Origin of the sequence: Tropicimonas sp. TH_r6 (assembly GCF_033101155.1) — a bacterium.
Classification (GTDB): Bacteria; Pseudomonadota; Alphaproteobacteria; order Rhodobacterales; family Rhodobacteraceae; genus Tropicimonas.
This window is the reverse complement of record NZ_JAWMPX010000006.1, coordinates 170,360-187,347: the sequence shown is the minus strand read 5'-3', so window position 1 is coordinate 187,347 and position 16,988 is coordinate 170,360. Positions and strand designations below refer to the sequence as shown.

The 16,988-nt window shown below is 63.2% G+C and carries 17 protein-coding genes; 9 read left to right on the top strand and 8 right to left on the bottom strand.

What is annotated here, in order from left to right:
* The first annotated feature begins 1 nt into the window (after position 1).
* The 9 genes from R3X27_RS08670 (at position 2) to R3X27_RS08630 (ending at position 8,909) form a co-directional block, all read left to right on the top strand.
* On the top strand, positions 2-1,054 hold the full coding sequence (locus tag R3X27_RS08670; protein WP_317708452.1) for a sn-glycerol-3-phosphate ABC transporter ATP-binding protein UgpC: 1,053 nt from the start codon (positions 2-4) through the stop codon (positions 1,052-1,054).
* A gap of 124 nt (positions 1,055-1,178) precedes the next feature.
* Positions 1,179-2,432, top strand: a complete 1,254-nt coding sequence (locus R3X27_RS08665; RefSeq protein ID WP_317708451.1) for a glycerate kinase — start codon at positions 1,179-1,181, stop codon at positions 2,430-2,432.
* Positions 2,433-2,540: 108 nt separating this feature from the next.
* Positions 2,541-3,335, top strand: a complete 795-nt coding sequence (locus tag R3X27_RS08660) for a S49 family peptidase (protein ID WP_317708450.1) — start codon at positions 2,541-2,543, stop codon at positions 3,333-3,335.
* Between the two features lie 202 nt (positions 3,336-3,537).
* Positions 3,538-4,536 (top strand): calcium/sodium antiporter, encoded by a 999-nt coding sequence (locus R3X27_RS08655; RefSeq protein ID WP_317708449.1) that lies wholly within the window; start codon positions 3,538-3,540, stop codon positions 4,534-4,536.
* A gap of 16 nt (positions 4,537-4,552) precedes the next feature.
* Positions 4,553-5,338 carry an SDR family oxidoreductase gene (locus R3X27_RS08650; RefSeq protein ID WP_317708448.1) on the top strand — a complete coding sequence of 262 codons (786 nt, stop codon included), beginning with the start codon at positions 4,553-4,555 and terminating at the stop codon, positions 5,336-5,338.
* Positions 5,339-5,636: 298 nt separating this feature from the next.
* A complete protein-coding gene (gene uvrC, locus R3X27_RS08645; protein ID WP_317708447.1) occupies positions 5,637-7,517 on the top strand; it encodes an excinuclease ABC subunit UvrC in 1,881 nt (626 codons plus the stop codon).
* Between the two features lie 38 nt (positions 7,518-7,555).
* A complete protein-coding gene (pgsA, locus tag R3X27_RS08640; protein WP_317708446.1) occupies positions 7,556-8,215 on the top strand; it encodes a CDP-diacylglycerol--glycerol-3-phosphate 3-phosphatidyltransferase in 660 nt (219 codons plus the stop codon).
* 4 nt (positions 8,216-8,219) lie between these two features.
* A complete protein-coding gene (moaD, locus tag R3X27_RS08635) occupies positions 8,220-8,468 on the top strand; it encodes a molybdopterin converting factor subunit 1 (protein WP_317708445.1) in 249 nt (82 codons plus the stop codon).
* On the top strand, positions 8,469-8,909 hold the full coding sequence (locus R3X27_RS08630) for a molybdenum cofactor biosynthesis protein MoaE (protein ID WP_317708444.1): 441 nt from the start codon (positions 8,469-8,471) through the stop codon (positions 8,907-8,909). It abuts the gene before it with no gap.
* A gap of 139 nt (positions 8,910-9,048) precedes the next feature.
* Here the strand turns inward: R3X27_RS08630 and R3X27_RS08625 are convergent, their stop codons facing one another.
* The 8 genes from R3X27_RS08625 to R3X27_RS08590 form a co-directional block, all read right to left on the bottom strand.
* Positions 9,049-10,425 (bottom strand): TRAP transporter large permease, encoded by a 1,377-nt coding sequence (locus tag R3X27_RS08625; RefSeq protein ID WP_317708443.1) that lies wholly within the window; start codon positions 10,423-10,425, stop codon positions 9,049-9,051.
* Complete coding sequence (locus tag R3X27_RS08620) at positions 10,425-11,084, bottom strand: TRAP transporter small permease (protein ID WP_317708442.1); 660 nt, start codon at positions 11,082-11,084, stop codon at positions 10,425-10,427. Before R3X27_RS08620 ends, R3X27_RS08625 begins: the two co-directional genes overlap by 1 nt.
* A gap of 189 nt (positions 11,085-11,273) precedes the next feature.
* The gene (locus R3X27_RS08615; RefSeq protein WP_317708441.1) at positions 11,274-12,275 is read right to left on the bottom strand and encodes a DctP family TRAP transporter solute-binding subunit; all 1,002 of its coding nucleotides are present in this window, start codon (positions 12,273-12,275) and stop codon (positions 11,274-11,276) included.
* A 252-nt stretch (positions 12,276-12,527) separates the two neighbouring features.
* Positions 12,528-13,757, bottom strand: a complete 1,230-nt coding sequence (locus R3X27_RS08610; RefSeq protein WP_317708440.1) for a sigma-54 dependent transcriptional regulator — start codon at positions 13,755-13,757, stop codon at positions 12,528-12,530.
* Positions 13,754-15,529 carry an ATP-binding protein gene (locus R3X27_RS08605; RefSeq protein ID WP_317708439.1) on the bottom strand — a complete coding sequence of 592 codons (1,776 nt, stop codon included), beginning with the start codon at positions 15,527-15,529 and terminating at the stop codon, positions 13,754-13,756. Before R3X27_RS08605 ends, R3X27_RS08610 begins: the two co-directional genes overlap by 4 nt.
* 197 nt (positions 15,530-15,726) lie before the next feature.
* Positions 15,727-15,951, bottom strand: coding sequence for a hypothetical protein (locus tag R3X27_RS08600; RefSeq protein WP_317708438.1), 225 nt, complete (start codon positions 15,949-15,951; stop codon positions 15,727-15,729).
* A gap of 315 nt (positions 15,952-16,266) precedes the next feature.
* Positions 16,267-16,473 carry a cold-shock protein gene (locus tag R3X27_RS08595; protein ID WP_317708437.1) on the bottom strand — a complete coding sequence of 69 codons (207 nt, stop codon included), beginning with the start codon at positions 16,471-16,473 and terminating at the stop codon, positions 16,267-16,269.
* Positions 16,474-16,639: 166 nt separating this feature from the next.
* Positions 16,640-16,867 (bottom strand): hypothetical protein, encoded by a 228-nt coding sequence (locus R3X27_RS08590; protein WP_317708436.1) that lies wholly within the window; start codon positions 16,865-16,867, stop codon positions 16,640-16,642.
* Between the last annotated feature and the right edge of the window lie 121 nt (positions 16,868-16,988).

Sequence of the window (16,988 nt, the reverse complement as noted above, 5' to 3'; positions counted from 1 at the left end):
CATGGGTTCCATCACACTGAATGCTGTCGAGAAATGGTACGGCGATGTTCAAGTCATCAAGGGCGTCGATCTCGAGATCAACGATGGCGAATTCGTCATCTTCGTCGGCCCCTCGGGCTGCGGCAAGTCCACGCTGCTGCGCATGATTGGCGGGCTGGAAGAGATCTCCCGCGGCAGCCTCGAGATCGACGGCAAAGACGTCACGGATCACCCGCCGGCACGGCGCGGTCTGTCTATGGTCTTCCAGTCCTATGCGCTCTACCCGCATATGTCGGTCGCCGAGAATATGGGCTTCTCGCTCAAGACCGCCGGCGCGCCGAAATCCGAGATCGACGCCAAAGTGGCAGAGGCCGCCCGCATCCTGAAGCTGGAGACCTATCTGGAGCGGCGCCCCAAGGACCTCTCGGGCGGTCAGCGCCAGCGGGTGGCCATTGGCCGCTCCATCGTCCGCGACCCCACGGCCTTCCTCTTCGATGAGCCGCTCTCCAATCTCGATGCCGCCCTTCGCGTCGAGATGCGCTACGAAATCGCCAAGCTGAGCCAGAACCTCAACACCACGATGATCTACGTTACCCATGACCAGATCGAGGCCATGACGCTTGCCGACAGGATCGTGGTGCTGGAATTCGGCACCATCGCCCAGATCGGCACGCCGAAGGAGCTCTATGAGAAACCGGCCAATCTCTTCGTGGCACAGTTCATCGGCTCGCCGAAGATGAACATCCTTCCCTGCACCACCTCCGACGGGCGCTTCCACCTCGAAGGCGGTCGCGGCGGCGAGTATGGCTACGGACATGCCGCTGTCTCCGTCGGCGCGCGCCCGGAGCATATCTCGCTCGGAGAGCCGGGCGAGGGCGCCTGTGACGGCACGGTCGATCTCGTCGAGTATCTCGGCGCGGACACCTATGTCATCATCGATGGCGGCCCGCTGGGGCAGATCACGGTGCGCGGTTCTTCCGAGGATCCGCACAAGACGGGCGACAAGGTCGGCATCATCTTCGATGACCGCTGGCAACTCTTCTTCGACCAGGATGGCCTCGCAGTCACCGCGTAGATGGTATACCAGAGGGGGCGCGATCTGCGCCCCCCTCTCCCCTCACGGGCGACGCTTCCCGGCCCGCCGGCTCCGGCCGACATCCCATGATGCGCTGCCCCACCACATGTCCACGGTGAGCCACATGCCTATTCAGGATCCCGACAGCTTCCTCCGCCGCCTCTTCGACATTGCCGTCCAGGTCGCAGACCCAATGGCCATCATCCCGCAGGCCCTGCCCGAGAAACCCGCCGGGCGGGTTGTCGTGATCGGCGCTGGCAAGGCGTCGGCGCGCATGGCCGAGGCGGTCGAGAGTGTCTGGGGCCCCTGCGAGGGGCTTGTCATCACGCGCTACGGCTATGATCGCCCCTGCGAGGGCATCGAGATCGTGCAGGCCGCCCACCCGGTGCCCGACGAGGCCGGTCTCGTGGCCACCTCGCGCATGCTGCACCGCCTCAAGGGGCTCGAAGAGGGCGACTTCGTCCTTTCGCTGATCTCCGGTGGCGCCTCCGCGCTGCTGGTCCAGCCTGCAGGCGACATCACCCTGGCCGAAAAGCAGGCGGTCAATGCCGCGCTGCTGGCCTCCGGCGCGCCGATCGACAAGATGAACACGGTCCGCAAACATCTCTCCCGCGTCAAAGGCGGCCAGCTTGCCGCCGCCGCGTATCCGGCAAAAATGCTCTCGCTGATGATCTCGGATGTACCGGGAGACGACATGGCCTTTATCGGTTCCGGCCCGACCGTGGGCGACGCGAGCACGGCGGAAGATGTTCGCGCGATCCTGAAAACATGGAATATCGAGGTCCCGGCCTCCGTCTCCGCCGTTCTCGCCGACGAGTCCGGCGTCGTTGCGCCGGGTGACGCGAGCCTCTCGGCGGTCGAGAACCGTGTCATCGCCGCCCCCTCGCAATCTCTTTCCGCCGCCGTCAAGGAAGCGGTCGCGGCCGGCTGCGAAGTGCGCCTGCTCGGGGACGATATCGAGGGCGAGGCCCGCGAGGTGGCCGCCGAACACGCCGCCGCCGCGCTGGCCGCGCGTGGAGGCAGGCCGGTCCTGCTGCTCTCGGGCGGCGAGCTGACGGTGACGCGGCGGGGCGCTGGCGTCGGAGGGCCGAATGCCGAATACGCGCTTGCGCTGGCCAGGGCGCTGGATGGCGCCGAGGGCATTTACGCCATTGCCTGCGACACGGATGGTGTCGACGGCGCGGCCGAGGTGGCGGGCGCGGTGATTGCCCCGGACACGTTGGCCCGGGCGTCCGAGCTTGGTGCCGATGCCGATCTCGCCCTGGAGCAGAATGACGCACATAGCTTTTTCGAGAAGCTCGACGCGCAGGTGGTTCCCGGCCCGACGCTTACAAATGTGAACGACTTCCGCGCCATACTGGTCCTGCCAGCCGCCTGAACGCAGGCATCGCCGCGCCGGAATGCTGCAAGGGCATGCCGGCAACAGCGCGCGGCGATCTCGGCTTCCACCTTGTTCCGTGCAGGGCAGCGCCCTACATGGGGGCGGATGAGACGTTTCCTGCCTTTCCTGAAAAAGCCCCCCGTGATCTCGGTCATCCGCCTCAACGGCATGATTGCAGCCGGTCAACGGGGCCTCAACGATGCCGGCATGGCCGAGGCCATCGAGCGTGCCTTCAAGAAGGGCAAGCCGGTCGCCGTGGCGCTGGTGATCAATTCGCCTGGCGGTTCGCCGGCGCAATCCTCCCTGATTGCGGCGCGCATACGGCTGCTTGCGGATGAGAAAGAGCTTCCCGTAACGGCATTTGTCGAAGATGCGGCAGCGTCCGGTGGCTATTGGCTTGCCTGTGCGGCCGATGACATCATTGTCGACGAGAACTCGATTGTCGGATCGATCGGCGTGATCTCCGCCGGGTTCGGCTTGCACGAGGCCCTGGGCAAGCTTGGCGTCGAGCGGCGTGTCCACACAGCCGGGCAATCCAAGAGCTTTCTCGACCCGTTCCGTCCCGAAAAGGAAGAGGACGTGGTGCGGCTACGCGCGCTTCAGGACCAGATCCACGCCAATTTCATCGACCACGTGAAGGCGCGGCGCGGCAAGCGCCTGCCGGAGGAGCAGGACCTGTTCACCGGCGATGTCTGGATCGGCCGACAATCTTTGAAGGTTGGGCTGGCTGACGATGTGGGCCATCTTGTCCCCACGATGAAAGCGCGTTATGGAAATTTGGTAAAATTTGTTAGCCATGGGCCGCGTCGCGGATTGCTGCGCCGGTTCGGACTGTCAATTGCCGCTGAGGCGGCGTCGGAACTGGAAGAGCGCAGCCTTTGGGCGCGTTATGGGCTCTGAGTGCTGGTAAAGATCGTCACATTCTTCCTGATCGGAATCGCCGTGCTTGCGATGTTTGGCCGGCTGCGCTGGCCTGGCGGAGCAAAAGGCGCGCGCAAAGCCGGTGAACGTCCGCGCAAGCCTCGCAAGTGCAAGGCCTGCGGCAGTTACATAATCGGCGACGGCCCTTGTTCCTGCGGCAAGGGCGGAAAGGGATGACGATATGCTGACGGATCTGGGCCTTCTGGGCCTTGGACTCGTGATCCTGCTGCTTGCGGGGGACGCGCTGGTCAAAGGCGCGGTCAACCTTGCGCTGCGGGCCGGTGTGCCGGCGCTGCTGGTGTCGTTGACCATCGTTGCTTTCGGAACCTCGGCGCCAGAGCTGCTGGTCTCGATCAAGGCGATCCTGAACGGGTCCGCGGGGATCGCGCTCGGCAACGTGGTCGGCTCCAACATTGCCAATGTCCTTCTGGTGCTCGGCGTCCCGGCGATGCTGACCGGCCTGCATACCTCCGGATGTGACACCAAACGAACCTATTTGATGATGATGGGCGCGACGGTGGTCTTTATCGGCCTCGCCTATACCAACCTCTTCAACTGGATCGATGGCTCGGTGCTGCTCTTCGGCCTCGCCCTGATGCTGGGAGATGCGCTTCGAACGGCGCGGATGCATCGGCGGGAGACAGCGCTTGCGGCGAACGCGGCCGCGCTTGCGGGAGGCTGTTCCTCGCTTTCCGAAGAAGAGGAAGAGGTCGAGGGGGCCGATGACAGCGCTCCGACCTGGAAGATCTGGGTCTATCTTGGCCTCGGCCTGATCGGTCTGCCGCTCGGTGCGGATCTGCTGGTCGATGGGGCGGTCAACATCGCCCATGATCTGAATGTCCCGGAAACGGTGATCGGCCTGACCCTGGTCGCGCTCGGCACCTCGCTGCCGGAACTGGCGACCACCGTGATGGCGGCGATCCGTGGCCAGACCGAGATTGCCATCGGCAATGTCATCGGCTCCAACCTGTTCAACATGCTGGCGATCATCGGCATCGCGAGCTTTGTCGGCGACATCCCGGTCGATCCGGGAACGCTGAGATTCGATATCTGGGTGATGTTCTTCTCCTCCGCGATCCTGCTGCCCTATGTCTTCTTCAAGTTCGACATGAACCGGACCGTCGGCTTTGTCTTTACCGGTGCTTATGTGCTCTATATCGCTCAGTTCCTGATACACTGAGGGGATAGACTCTGAGATGACGGAGAAACGGGCCCTTGTGACGGGGGCGGCGCGCCGGTTGGGGCGCGCCATGGCGCTGTCCCTCGCCGAGCGAGGGTTTGATGTTGCCTTGCATTGCCATGCAGCAATGTCGGAGGCAGAAGCTGTTGCGGCCGAGATTGCCGCGATGGGTCGACAGGCGGTGATCCTTCCTGCGGATCTGACATCCGAAACGGAGATGCAGGCGCTGGTGCCTGCTGCCGCACAGGCGCTTGGCGGGCCGCTGACGTTGCTTGTCAACAATGCCTCGATCTTCGAGGAGGACCGGATCGCCACCGCAACACGCGACAGCTGGGACCGTCATATCGAGTCCAACCTGCGCGCGCCGGTCGTGCTGACCGCTGCCTTTGCCGAACAGGCGCCCGCAACGGAGCGCGACGGGCGTGGTGAGTGTCGGGCCCGCGCATTGGTGGTGAATATCGTCGATCAGCGCGTGCGCAAGCTGACCCCGCATTACATGAGCTACACGATCGCCAAGATGGGGCTCTGGACCTTTACCCGCACCGCCGCGCAAGAGCTTGCACCGAAGATCCGGGTCAACGCCATCGGCCCGGGCCCGACTTTGGCGGCCGCGGCCCAGAGCGAGGCCGAGTTCCTTCAGCAGCGTGCCGCCTGTCCGCTTCGACGTGGGTCCGATCCGGAGGATATCTGCGCCGCCCTCGGCTACCTGATCGAGGCCAAGGCGGTGACCGGACAGTTGATCTGTGTCGACGGCGGTCAGCACCTCGCCTGGGAGACGCCGGATCAGGCGATGCCCGGCTAGGCAATTGATGGTAGCGCAGGACACTTATGCACTTGGGGCAATGTCTTCACGAAACTGTCAAGAAAGCTTTAAGAATTTCAAGCATTTGCACTGCGACAACAAAAATTAGTCTTAAAAACAAATGCTTAATGACGTGCCTATTTTTTCATCAACTTGATGAATTGCTAAAAAAAACAGGGGTCTCAGCCCTTCCCCCAAGGCTTTTCCAGAGGGTTATCCACAGAAGTCGTGGACAGGTTTGCTGTTGCGTCGGGGATCGGTAAATTGCAGCGGTTGAGGGAATCGGTAGCGGGGCAGGATGGGCGACGGTGGGGTGGATAAACCGGAGGTAGAAGAAGCGACGGGGCATCGTTGCATCCAGTCCTACCTGCGGCTTCTGGACGGCAGCCCGGGGGTTTACCGGATGCTGGATTCGGAGAGTCGCGTGCTCTATGTCGGCAAGGCCCGAAACCTCAAGGCGCGGGTGTCGAACTATGCGCGCCCGTCGGGGCACTCGGGACGGATTGCGCGGATGATCCGCGAGACCAGTTCGATGATGTTCCTGACGACGCGGACCGAAGCCGAGGCGCTGCTGCTGGAGCAGAATCTCATCAAGCAGCTCAAACCGCGCTACAATGTGCTGCTGCGCGACGACAAGAGCTTCCCGAATATCCTTGTCTCCAAGACGCATGATTTCCCGCAGATCAAGAAACACCGCGGGGCGAAGAAGGAAAAGGGCGCCTATTACGGTCCGTTTGCCAGCGCCGGCGCGGTCAACCGGACGCTGAACCAGCTGCAGAAGGTATTCCTGCTGCGCAATTGCACGGATGCGACCTTCGAGAGCCGGACCCGCCCCTGCCTGCTTTACCAGATCAAACGCTGCGCTGCGCCCTGCGTCGGCTATATCTCGCAGCCGGACTATCGCGCGCTGGTGGGCGATGCGGAGCGGTTTCTGCAGGGCAAGTCGACCAATGTGCAGGAGGAACTGGCGGCGGAGATGATGGCTGCCTCCGAGCGACAGGAGTTCGAGCGCGCCGCCGCGCTGCGCGACCGGATCCGGGCGCTGACGCAGGTGCAATCGGCGCAGGGGATCAATCCGCGCGGCGTGTCGGAAGCAGATGTGGTCGGGCTGCATCTCGATGGCGGGCAGGCCTGTGTGCAGGTCTTCTTCATCCGCGCGAACCAGAACTGGGGCAATCACGACTACTACCCGCGCACCGGCGGCACGGAGTCTCCGGCCGAGATCCTGCGCAGCTTCCTCGTGCAGTTCTATGACGGCAAGCAGGCGCCGCGGCAGCTCATCCTGAGCCACGACGTCGATGACAAGGAGCTTCTGGCCGAGGTGCTCTCGGAGGCAGCGGGGCGCAAGGTCGAGATCCTGGTACCGCAGCGGGGCGAAAAAGCCGAATTGGTGGCAGGGGCGGTGCGCAATGCCCGCGAGGCGCTGGCGCGGAAGATGTCCGAGAGCGCGACCCAGGCGAAGCTGCTCGCGGGGCTGGCCGAGGCATTCGACCTGCCTGCGCCGCCCGCGCGAATCGAGGTCTATGACAACTCTCATATCCAGGGAACCAATGCCGTTGGCGGCATGATCGTTGCTGGCCCGGAGGGCTTTCTCAAGAGCCAGTATCGCAAGTTCAACATCAAGGGCGAAGACCTCACACCGGGCGACGATTTCGGCATGATGAAGGAGGTGCTGACGCGCCGCTTCAAGCGCCTGCTGAAAGAGGACCCGGACCGGCAATCGGAAGCCTGGCCGGATCTGCTGCTGATCGATGGCGGGGCAGGGCAGGTCAGCGCCGTGGCCGAGATCATGGCCGAGCTTGGCGTCGAGGACGTGCCCTTCATCGGCGTGGCCAAGGGGGTGGATCGCGATGCGGGCAAGGAAGAGTTCTATCGCTCCGGAGAGCGCCCCTTTGCCCTCAAGCATAACGACCCGGTGCTTTATTTCACCCAGCGGCTGCGCGACGAGGCGCACCGATTTGCCATCGGCACGCATCGCGCCAAGCGCGCCAAGGCCGTGAGCGCCACGCCGCTGGACGATGTTCCCGGCGTCGGAGCGACGCGAAAACGCGCGCTGCTGGCACATTTCGGTTCGGCCAAGGCCGTCAGCCGGGCAAATCTCGTGGATCTGAAGGCTGTGGACGGCATTTCTGCAGGACTGGCACAGAAGATATACGATTTCTTCAATGAGCGCGGCTGATGCTTTCACCCGGGTTCATTCCGCGCTAGGACAGCCCCATGCGGTGGAACATTCCAAATACCCTGACCATCCTGCGGCTGCTTGCGGCGCCCGCGGTGATGCTGGTCTTCCTGCTCCTGCCCCGTCCCTTCGCGGACTGGGTGGCGCTTGTCCTTTTTGTTGGCGCCTCGGCGACCGACTGGTTCGACGGTTATCTCGCCCGCGCCTGGAACCAGCAGACCAAGCTCGGCACCATGCTCGATCCGATCGCCGACAAGGCGATGGTCATCATCGCGCTGGCCGCGGTGATCGGGCTGATGGGGCTGAACGGGTTGATCCTGATCCCGGCCGCAGTGATCCTTTTCCGCGAGACCTTCGTCTCCGGCCTGCGCGAATTCCTCGGCGACACAGCCGGGACGCTGAAGGTCACCAAGCTGGCCAAGTGGAAGACCACCGTGCAGATGGTCGCCATCTCCGTGCTTTTCATCAGTGGTATCTTCGAACATCACGCCGGTATGCTCAGCTTCGGTATGGATGCGGAGATGCTTGACGGGGTGATGTCCGGCGCGGTGTCGGATGAAAACGGCCTGCGCCTCTACATGATCTTGCTGAGCGTAACATGGTATCTCGGCGTGGCGCTCCTCTGGATCGCTGCCGCCCTGACCTTCATCACCGGGCTCGACTATTTCAACAAGGCCCTGCCCTATCTGAAGGACTGACCGGATGATTGACGTGCTCTATTTCGCCTGGCTGCGCGAACGGATCGGCCTGCCGAAGGAACGGATCGAGAGCTCGGCCGAGACGGTTGCCGATCTCGTCGCCGAACTGGCGGCGCGCGAGGAACGGTATGCGCTGGCCTTTTCCGATCTCTCCGCGCTCCGCGTCGCCGTCGACCAGGAACTGACCGATTTCGACGCGCCGCTCGCCGGTGTCCGAGAAGTGGCCTTCTTCCCGCCGATGACGGGGGGCTGAATGGAGATCCGCGTCCAGCAGGAGCCCTTCGGCGCCGGAACGGAACTTGACGCTTTTACGGCGCGTGCCAGCGGTGCAGGTGCGGTGGTGAGCTTTTCCGGGATTGTCCGGGACGATAGCGGCAGGATGGCCGAGATGCTCATCGAGCATTATCCCGGCATGACCGAACGCGCGTTGGAGGCCATCGCACAGGAGGCCGTGGCGCGTTGGAACCTCGCCGACGCACTCGTCATTCACCGTTTCGGGGCAATGAAACCGGGCGACCAGATCATGATGGTCGCGACAGCCGCGCGGCACCGCAAGAATGCGTTCGAGGCGGCCGAGTTCCTGATGGATTACCTAAAGTCCCGTGCGCCGTTCTGGAAGCAGGAGCGGAGCGCTGACGGTGCGTCCTGGGTGGCGGCCAAGCAGGATGACGAGGACGCGCTCAAGCGCTGGTAGGAGCGCAGAGTTCCGGCTTGTCCATCCGATCTCGATCCGGCCATCCGGGCGCCATGCTGGGCGGGTTGGCGGATGTCACAGAGAAGACATGAAAACGGGCGCCTCCGAAGAGGCGCCCGTTCCGTCATTTTACCCGAGCTCAGTTGGTGATGATCTCCGGCCCCATGAATTTGTTGGGCAGGTAGGTCGAGATCCATGGGATATAGGTCACCATGATCAGGAAGACGAAGAGCACGGCCAGGAAGGGCAGGGCAGCCTTCACAACCCGCATCATCGGCATCCCGGCGACACCGGAGGTGACGAAGAGGTTCAGGCCGACCGGCGGTGTGATCATGCCGATCTCCATGTTCACCACCATGATGATGCCGAGATGGATCGGGTCCACGCCGAGCTCGATGGCGATGGGGAAGACCAGCGGCGCCACGATGACCAGCAGGCCGGAGGGCTCCATGAACTGTCCGCCGATCAGCAGGATCACGTTGACGATGACCAGGAACATGATCTTGCCGAACCCGGCACTCAGCATCGCCTCGGCGATCTGCTGCGGGACTTGCTCGTCGGTCAGCACATGCTTCAGGATCAGCGCGTTGGCGATGACGAAGAGCAGGGTGACGGTCAGCTTGCCGGCCTCGAAGAGCGTCTTCTTGGTGTCTGGGTGGAACCAGACGGTCAGCAGGGCGTAGGGCTTCTTCAGCAGCGAGATCTTCGCCGGGCTGTCGCCATTGGAGAGCGGCCCCATGTCCTTGTAGACAAAGCACGCGATCAGGAAGGCATAGACCGCGGCCACGGCAGCAGCTTCGGTCGGTGTGAAGACGCCACCGTAGATCCCGCCGAGGATGATGACGATCAGGAACAAGCCCCAGCCGGCTTCGCGACCGGCGGTAAAAACCTCGCCCCAGCCCTTCCATTCGCCCTTGGGGAGGTTGCGCGTGATGGCCATCACATAGATTGCGAGCATCAGCATGAAGCCCGCCATCAGGCCCGGAATGACACCGGCGAGGAACATGCGTCCAACCGAGACTTCGACCGCAGCGGCATAGACGACCATGACGATCGAGGGCGGGATGAGGATGCCCAGCGTGCCGGCGTTACAGATGACGCCTGCGGCGAAATCCTTGGAATAGCCGACCTCGCGCATTCCCGCGATCACGATGGAGCCGATGGCCACGACGGTTGCCGGCGAGGAGCCGGAGAGTGCGGCGAAGAGCATGCAGGCGAAGACGCCCGCGATGGCAAGCCCGCCCGGCAGGTGACCGACACAGGCGATGGAGAAGCGGATGATCCGCTTGGCCACGCCGCCTGTCGTCATGAAGCTGGAAGCGAGGATGAAGAAGGGAATGGCCAGAAGGGTGAAATGACCCTCGAAGGCGTTGAACAGGGTCTGGGCGATCGACGCCAGCGAGCTGTCGGAGAACCACAGCAGGAACAGGGTCGAGCTGAGGCCGAGCGAGACGGCGATCGGTACGCCGATCATCATCAGGCCGATGACCATCGTGAAAAGAAGGACGACTTCCATCAGGTGTTCTCCTCGTGCTGGAGGGCGTCGATATCGTCCTCGACCTCATGTGAGGCGACGAGGCGGTCCTTGTGCCCGTGCAGCAAGTCCCAGGCGGCCTGAAGGAAGCGGAAGAGCAGCAGTGCCATGCCAAGGGGCAGAACGGCATAAGGGATCATGCGCGGGATTTTCTCGTATTCGTCGCCATCGTTGAACGCGTCTTCCATCCAGCGCAGCCATTCGGGCAGCGGGATGTCATTGACCTCGTACCAGCCCTTGGGGCGGAACTCGCTCTCGAAGCCGGTCGGGAACCACCGGCCTGTTGTGCCCGGCAAGTTGGCGAAATTCGCCCAATAGTCCCAGGACCCCTTCAGCAGCAGGAAGGAGAAGACGATGCAGGCGGTGACCGAGATGAGTCCGAGGATCCGGCGGGTGGTCGGTTCAACCGTGTTTATCAGGGCGTCGACGCCGAGATGGCTGTGGATCTTGACCGCGTAGGAGGCGCCGAGAAGCACCAGCCAGCCGAACATGAAGACGGTGATCTCCAGCGCCCACAGGATGTTGGAATTGAAGCCGTAGCGCGCCACGACATTTGCGAAAGTGACTATCGTCATCAAGCCGAGGAGCACCGCGATGAGCGTCTCCTCGATCTCGTTCACGACGCGTCCAAGCGCCTCCATGACCGTTCCTCCCGATAGGTCGGACAGGCGGATTGCCCCTGCGAGGGGTCAGGGTCCGCAATTCATGTCCGATGAAAATTCCTGGGTAATGTCCGGCACTTGGCCGGGATGGACCGGTATCGCCACGCGATCCGGGCGTCCGGTGGGGCGGGCGCGCATGGCGCCCCCGCCCTCCGGTATCAGCGGGGATCAGATCCCGGCGTTGATTGCCTGTGCGGCGTCGATCGTGTCCTGGCCGACATCATCGGAGAACTTCTCCCAGACCGGCTTCATCGCGTCGACCCAGGCCGTGCGTTGCTCGTCGGACAGGGTCCGAATCTCGCCGCCGGCTTCGATGATCGACTGCTTGGCGGCTGCGTTCACCGCGATGGCTTCGGCATTCCGCGTAGCGGTCACCTCCTCCAAGATGGTCAGGAACTGGTCGCGGACCTTCGGGTCGAGGCTGTCCAGCCAGTCGACGGAGGTCACGACGAGATAGTCGAGAATGCCGTGATTGGTCTCGGTGACGCCGTCCTGAACCTCGAAGAACTTCTTGCCGTAGATATTGGACCAGGTGTTCTCCTGCCCGTCCACGACGCCCTGCTGGAGCGCGCCATAGACCTCGGAGAAGGCCATCTTCTGCGGGCTACCGCCAATGGCTTCCATCTGCGCCACGAGCACGTCGGAGGACTGCACGCGGAATTTCAGGCCATCCGCGTCGGCCGGCGAAATCAGCGGCTTGTTGGCAGACATCTGCTTCATGCCGTTATGCCAGAATTCCAGGCCCTGCAGACCACGCTTGCGCATCGAGTCCTTCAGTGCGTCGCCGGTCTCGGAGCCCTGGAACGTATCGACGGCATCCACGTTCTTGAACATGAACGGCAGGTCGAAGATGCGGTATTTCTTGGTGAACTTCTCGAATTTCGAGAGCGACGGGGCGGCCAGTTGCACGTCGCCCTGCAGCATCGCCTCAAGCACCTTGTCATCATTGTAGAGGGTGGAGTTCGGGAAGACCTCCATGCAGGCCGTGCCATTCATCTCATCGTTGACGCGCTGCTCGAGCAGGCTCGCGGCGATCCCCTTGGGATGCTTGTCGGTATTGGTTACGTGGCTGAACTTGATGACGATCTCGCCGGAATCGCAGGCCGCAGAGGCCATGCCGGCGGACAAGGCAAGCGCCATCGCGGTGGTGGAAATAGTTGCGATCTTCATTCGAATGTCCTCCCAAGACTTTTCTGTTCGATCTCGGCTTGCCTCCCGGACAAGCCCTGAGCCAAGCATCCACAGCGGTCCCGCCGAAAAAACAAAAATGTGAACAGGCAAGCAGGTATCTTTGAAAATCAATTTAAATCAGATGATTGAATGGTGGTTCCTGATGCTCGAAATGCGCCTGCTGAAACGTGGTGTGCGGATTCCCGCACACCACATGTCAGCGCCGTGCGAAATCCCGCACAGTCGTGGCTGTCAGTCCGAACGGTACTCTTCGGGACGCAGGCCATGCCGGGCGAGTTTGTCATAGAAGGTCTTGCGCGGCAGCTTCAACGCTTCGGCCGCCTGGCTGGCGCGGCCACGTGCCCGCTCCAGCGCCGCGATCAACAGGCTGCGCTCGACCTGGGCGAGCTGTTCGGCCAATCCGAGTTCCGCGGTCGGAGACGGATCGGACAGGCCCATGGCGAAGCGCATCGCGGCATTCATCAGGCTGCGGGCATTGCCGGGCCAGTCGCGCGCCATCAAATCCGCGACCACCTCCGGAGAGATCTCCGGCTCGGGCAGATCCGCCTGTTCGCAGGCCAGCGCGACATAGTTCCGAAACAGCGTCGGAATATCTTCCTTCCGGTCGTTCAGCGGCGGGATCTGCACATGCATCACGTCCAGCCGCACCGCGAGATCGCCTGAGAAACGCCCTGCAGCGACCTCCTCGGGAAGGGTGCGGCAGGTTCCTGCGATGACCCGGACCTCGCATCCGGAATCCAACAGGTCGAGCAGGGCAAACTGGGTCGCGGCGTCCAGCGCCGAGACCTCGTCGAGAAACAGCGTGCCCGCGCCGGCCGCCTCGCATGCCTGCGCGAGGCTGTCGGGATCGAGCGCCGCCGAAGAGCGCTTGAGAAACGGGTGCGGGGCGGCGGGGGAGAGCAGGTGGATTACCTCGGCGACCTTCGATGTTCCGGAACCGGACGGACCGGTGACCAGCACCTCTGCGCCCGCCCGCGCGACCAGCCGAACCTTGTTGCGCAACTCCTCTGAGAGCGCCGAGCCGCCCTGCAGTAGCCGCGCCGCGGCATCGCCGGAGGCCAGTTCCCGCTTCAGCCAGCGGTTCTCCATCACCAGTTCACGCGCCGCCAGCGCCTTGAGGATCACACCGAGAAGTGCTTTCGGTTCGCAGGGTTTCTCAAGGAAATCAAAGGCGCCCATGGACATGCCCCGCACGGCCATCGGCACATCGCCTTCGCCCGTCAACAGGATGACGGGCATCTCGGGATCGACCTGCTGGGCGAGTTCGAGCAGCGCGAAACCGTCCTTGCCGGGCATGCGGATATCGGTGACCACGACGCCAGCGAATTCCGGCGAGATATGGTCCTTGGCCACGATATAGCTCCCCGCGAGGATCGGCGTGAGTTCGGCCAGCTCCATCGTCTGGGCGAGCGCCTCACGCACCGCCACGTCGTCATCCACCAGCAACACCTTGTCGGTCATCCTGCCTCCTCCTGTCCCCCCGCGACCAGCTGCACCGTGAAGACCGCTCCGCCCTCGGGGGCATTGGCGCCCCGGATCGTGCCGCCGAAACTCTTGATGATGCCATAGGAAATCGACAGGCCCAGGCCCATGCCCTCGGAGTGGCCGACATCCTTGGTCGAATAGAACGGATCGAAGATCTTGTCGGGGGCTGCGATACCACTGCCCGTATCGGCCACCCGCAGCAAGACCGGCTCGCCAGGCTCCAGCGCGATGGTCAATCGCCGGGTGTCGCGCCCCTCCATCGCGTCGAGCGCATTGGAGACGAGGTTCATGACCACCTGTTGCAGCCGAACCTCACCGCCGCGCACCGGCACGGGCGCTTCGGGCACCTGCCAGACCAGTTCCACGCCCTCGCGCTTGATCCGTCCCTCGCTCAGCTCGAGAACCGCATCCAGAACATGTACCATGTCGACGGGCCGGACAGGTTGGCTCTCCTGCCGTGCAAAGGCGCGCAGGTTGCGGATAATCCGCCCCATCCTGCCGGCAAGATCCGAGATTCGTTCGAGATTCTTGCCGGTTTTCTCGGTCTGACCGCGGGTCAGGAAGGCCGACCCATTCTCGGCGAAGGAGGTGATGGCCATCAACGGCTGGTTCAGCTCGTGGCTGATCCCCGCGGACATCTGGCCAAGGGCGGAGAGCTTGCCGGCCCGAAGCAGGTCGTCCTGCGCTTTCTTCAGCGCGTCTTCTGCCGCGATCCGTTCGTCGATCTCGCGTCGCAGCGCCCGGTTGGTGGCGGAGAGCTCGGCGGTCCGTTGGCTCACGCGCATTTCAAGCGCCGCATTCGCCGCCGCCTCCAGAGAGAGCCGTACCGCGAGCGCCCGGCGACGGTCGGCCAGGGTCAGGATGAATGCACCCAGCACCAGGCCGAGCGCCAGCACGACCAGCGCCTGGTAGGTCGCAAGCGTCAAGGCCGGGGCGACATCGACCAGCGCTTCGCCGGTCAGCCCGACAATGGGCAGAGGCCGGGAAAGGTGTATTGCCCTGCGCGGAATGTAGCGGCCGGCATCGAGCTGCCAGATCTCCTGTCCGGCAATGGTGAGCACGCGGTGTTCCGGAAAGGGCTGCACGAGAGAGGCGGGGTAGGGCTGGGCGTCGGCATCGAACCCATCCCAGAGCCTGTAGAGAATCTCGGACCGGTTGGTCACGAACACCACGCCGAAATCGTCGACGAAGGCCACCATCATCGGCTCACCGCGCCATTCCGCTTCGACGGCCCCGATATCGGCCCGCACGATCACGGCGCCAGAGACCGGTCCTGCGGCGGAAAAGACCGGGGCGGCGAAGGAAAAACTGCGGATACCGGTCTCGGGATCCATGCCATGTTCCACCCCCAGGGCGCCGCCGTCGATCGCCTGGATCATGAAGGGAGCGGAACGGTCGACTGCGGCGGCGTTTTCGGAGGCTGCCAGGATCTGGCCGGACGCAGAGACGACCAGCATGTCCAGCGAGCCGGTCTGGTCGGCGGCGGTTTGAATCAGGGAGACCGCTGTCTTTGCATTGCCGCGCCCGGCAAGCAGGGCGGTCAGGTCGGGGTGGTCCGAGAGCAGGACAGAGAGTTCACGGAACCGTTGCAACTGGCCGACCAACCGGTCGGCTGCCAGCGAGAGGTCGGCTTCGCCGCGCTCGGCCAGGTCACTCAGGTCTGAAACCAGCGCGAACCACCAGACGCCGCCGGATATCCCCGCGACGGCGAGCAGATAGATCAGCGCGGCAAGCATCCTCCTGGTCATGTGCCCTCCCCGATGGCGTTCGGAGAGTAGAGGGCGCTGTCGAGGATGGGAAGGGCTCCCGGCCGTGTACGGCGTTCCGGGCGGGCGCGCCAGATGTGGCAACGCGTCGGGAGCAATGTCGAGCGGCGCTCTCAGGCGCGGGTCGGACAGCGGACCGTTCGCCTGTTGGCGACGGGCCCGTGGTCAGCTGGGCCCGGTCAGGCCCAGTTGGTTTCATGCTCGAGCGCGTCGCTCGGGTTGAGGCCGCACCAGTAACAGACTGCGGCCAGGGCGGTCGCGCGTCGGTTCCGGGCGAAGCGGATCTCCGAATAGATGTCATAGGCTTCTTCGGCCGGTCGGGGATCTGTCGGAGCGGGTCCGAGACAGGTGACAAGTCGGGAAAGCTCGGAGCTGATATTGTTGATCATGTTGTGGTTTTTCAAAGTGGATTTCCATTCGTGAACTGAATCGACGCTGGTCGGGCCGCGCCGGTTTGTTGAAAACTGGTGTTGGAGTGGTCGTGGCGGTTTATCGGATACCGACAGCAATCAGGCCGTGTTGCGAGTCCGCCGGGACCGCGGAATGCGAAGCTTTTGCAGGAGCGGTCCGTTTCAGTGTTTCGGCCACGAAGACAAGAAGCGCTGGAAAGATCTGTAGCGTCAGATCTGCGTGGTGGTGAAACACTGTTTTCTTTTCCCGGAACCTAAAGCGCGGGAAAAGTCGTGTGGATCGGGGCGCTCAGAGAGCGCCCCGGAAAGTCAGGCCAGTGCCAGGTTCGTCGCGGACTCGCGACCGTCACGGCCAGCCTCGATGTCGAAGGTCACTTTCTGACCGTCGTCAAGGGCCGAGATGCCCGCGCGCTCGAGTGCGCTGATATGGACGAATACGTCGCGTTTCCCGCCTTCGGGCTCGATGAAGCCGAAACCTTTGGTGGCGTTGAACCATTTCACGGTGCCATTGGCCATGTGATGTCTCCTGTATGTTTGCTGCCCGCGTACATGCGGCAGCCCGGCTCGGTCAGATCAATGTCGATACTGAAGCCGGGTAAGGGAGACAGTGGTCAGAGAGATAACGTTGCCCGCCTAACATGGGGGGCGCGGGTCGCAAAGACAAGGCCGCTTTGCAATAAGATCACAAATCGAGCTCTATCTCTTCGAAATCACTCATTTTTTCAAACTCGGAAATGGCCGCGGTCGCGTCATCGAAGCGTCCCATGGGGCGATCCCGGTGGTCCCGCAGCTCGGCGGTCTTGTCGTCGAGTACGACCACGGAGGCAACCACCTTCCCGTTCTGAACGAGTTTCAAAGTGTTGGCCATCTGCGCCGTCTTCACGATGCTGATCTGATTGAGGCGGGTCATGTCGAAACTCCCGGGATTGAAACCGGCCCGGGGAATCAGGGCAAGCCAACTGCCCAAGATCACAAGCGGCGCGGCAACGCCACAGGAAACCTGCATCTCCGTCGCGGCAGCCGCTCCGTGC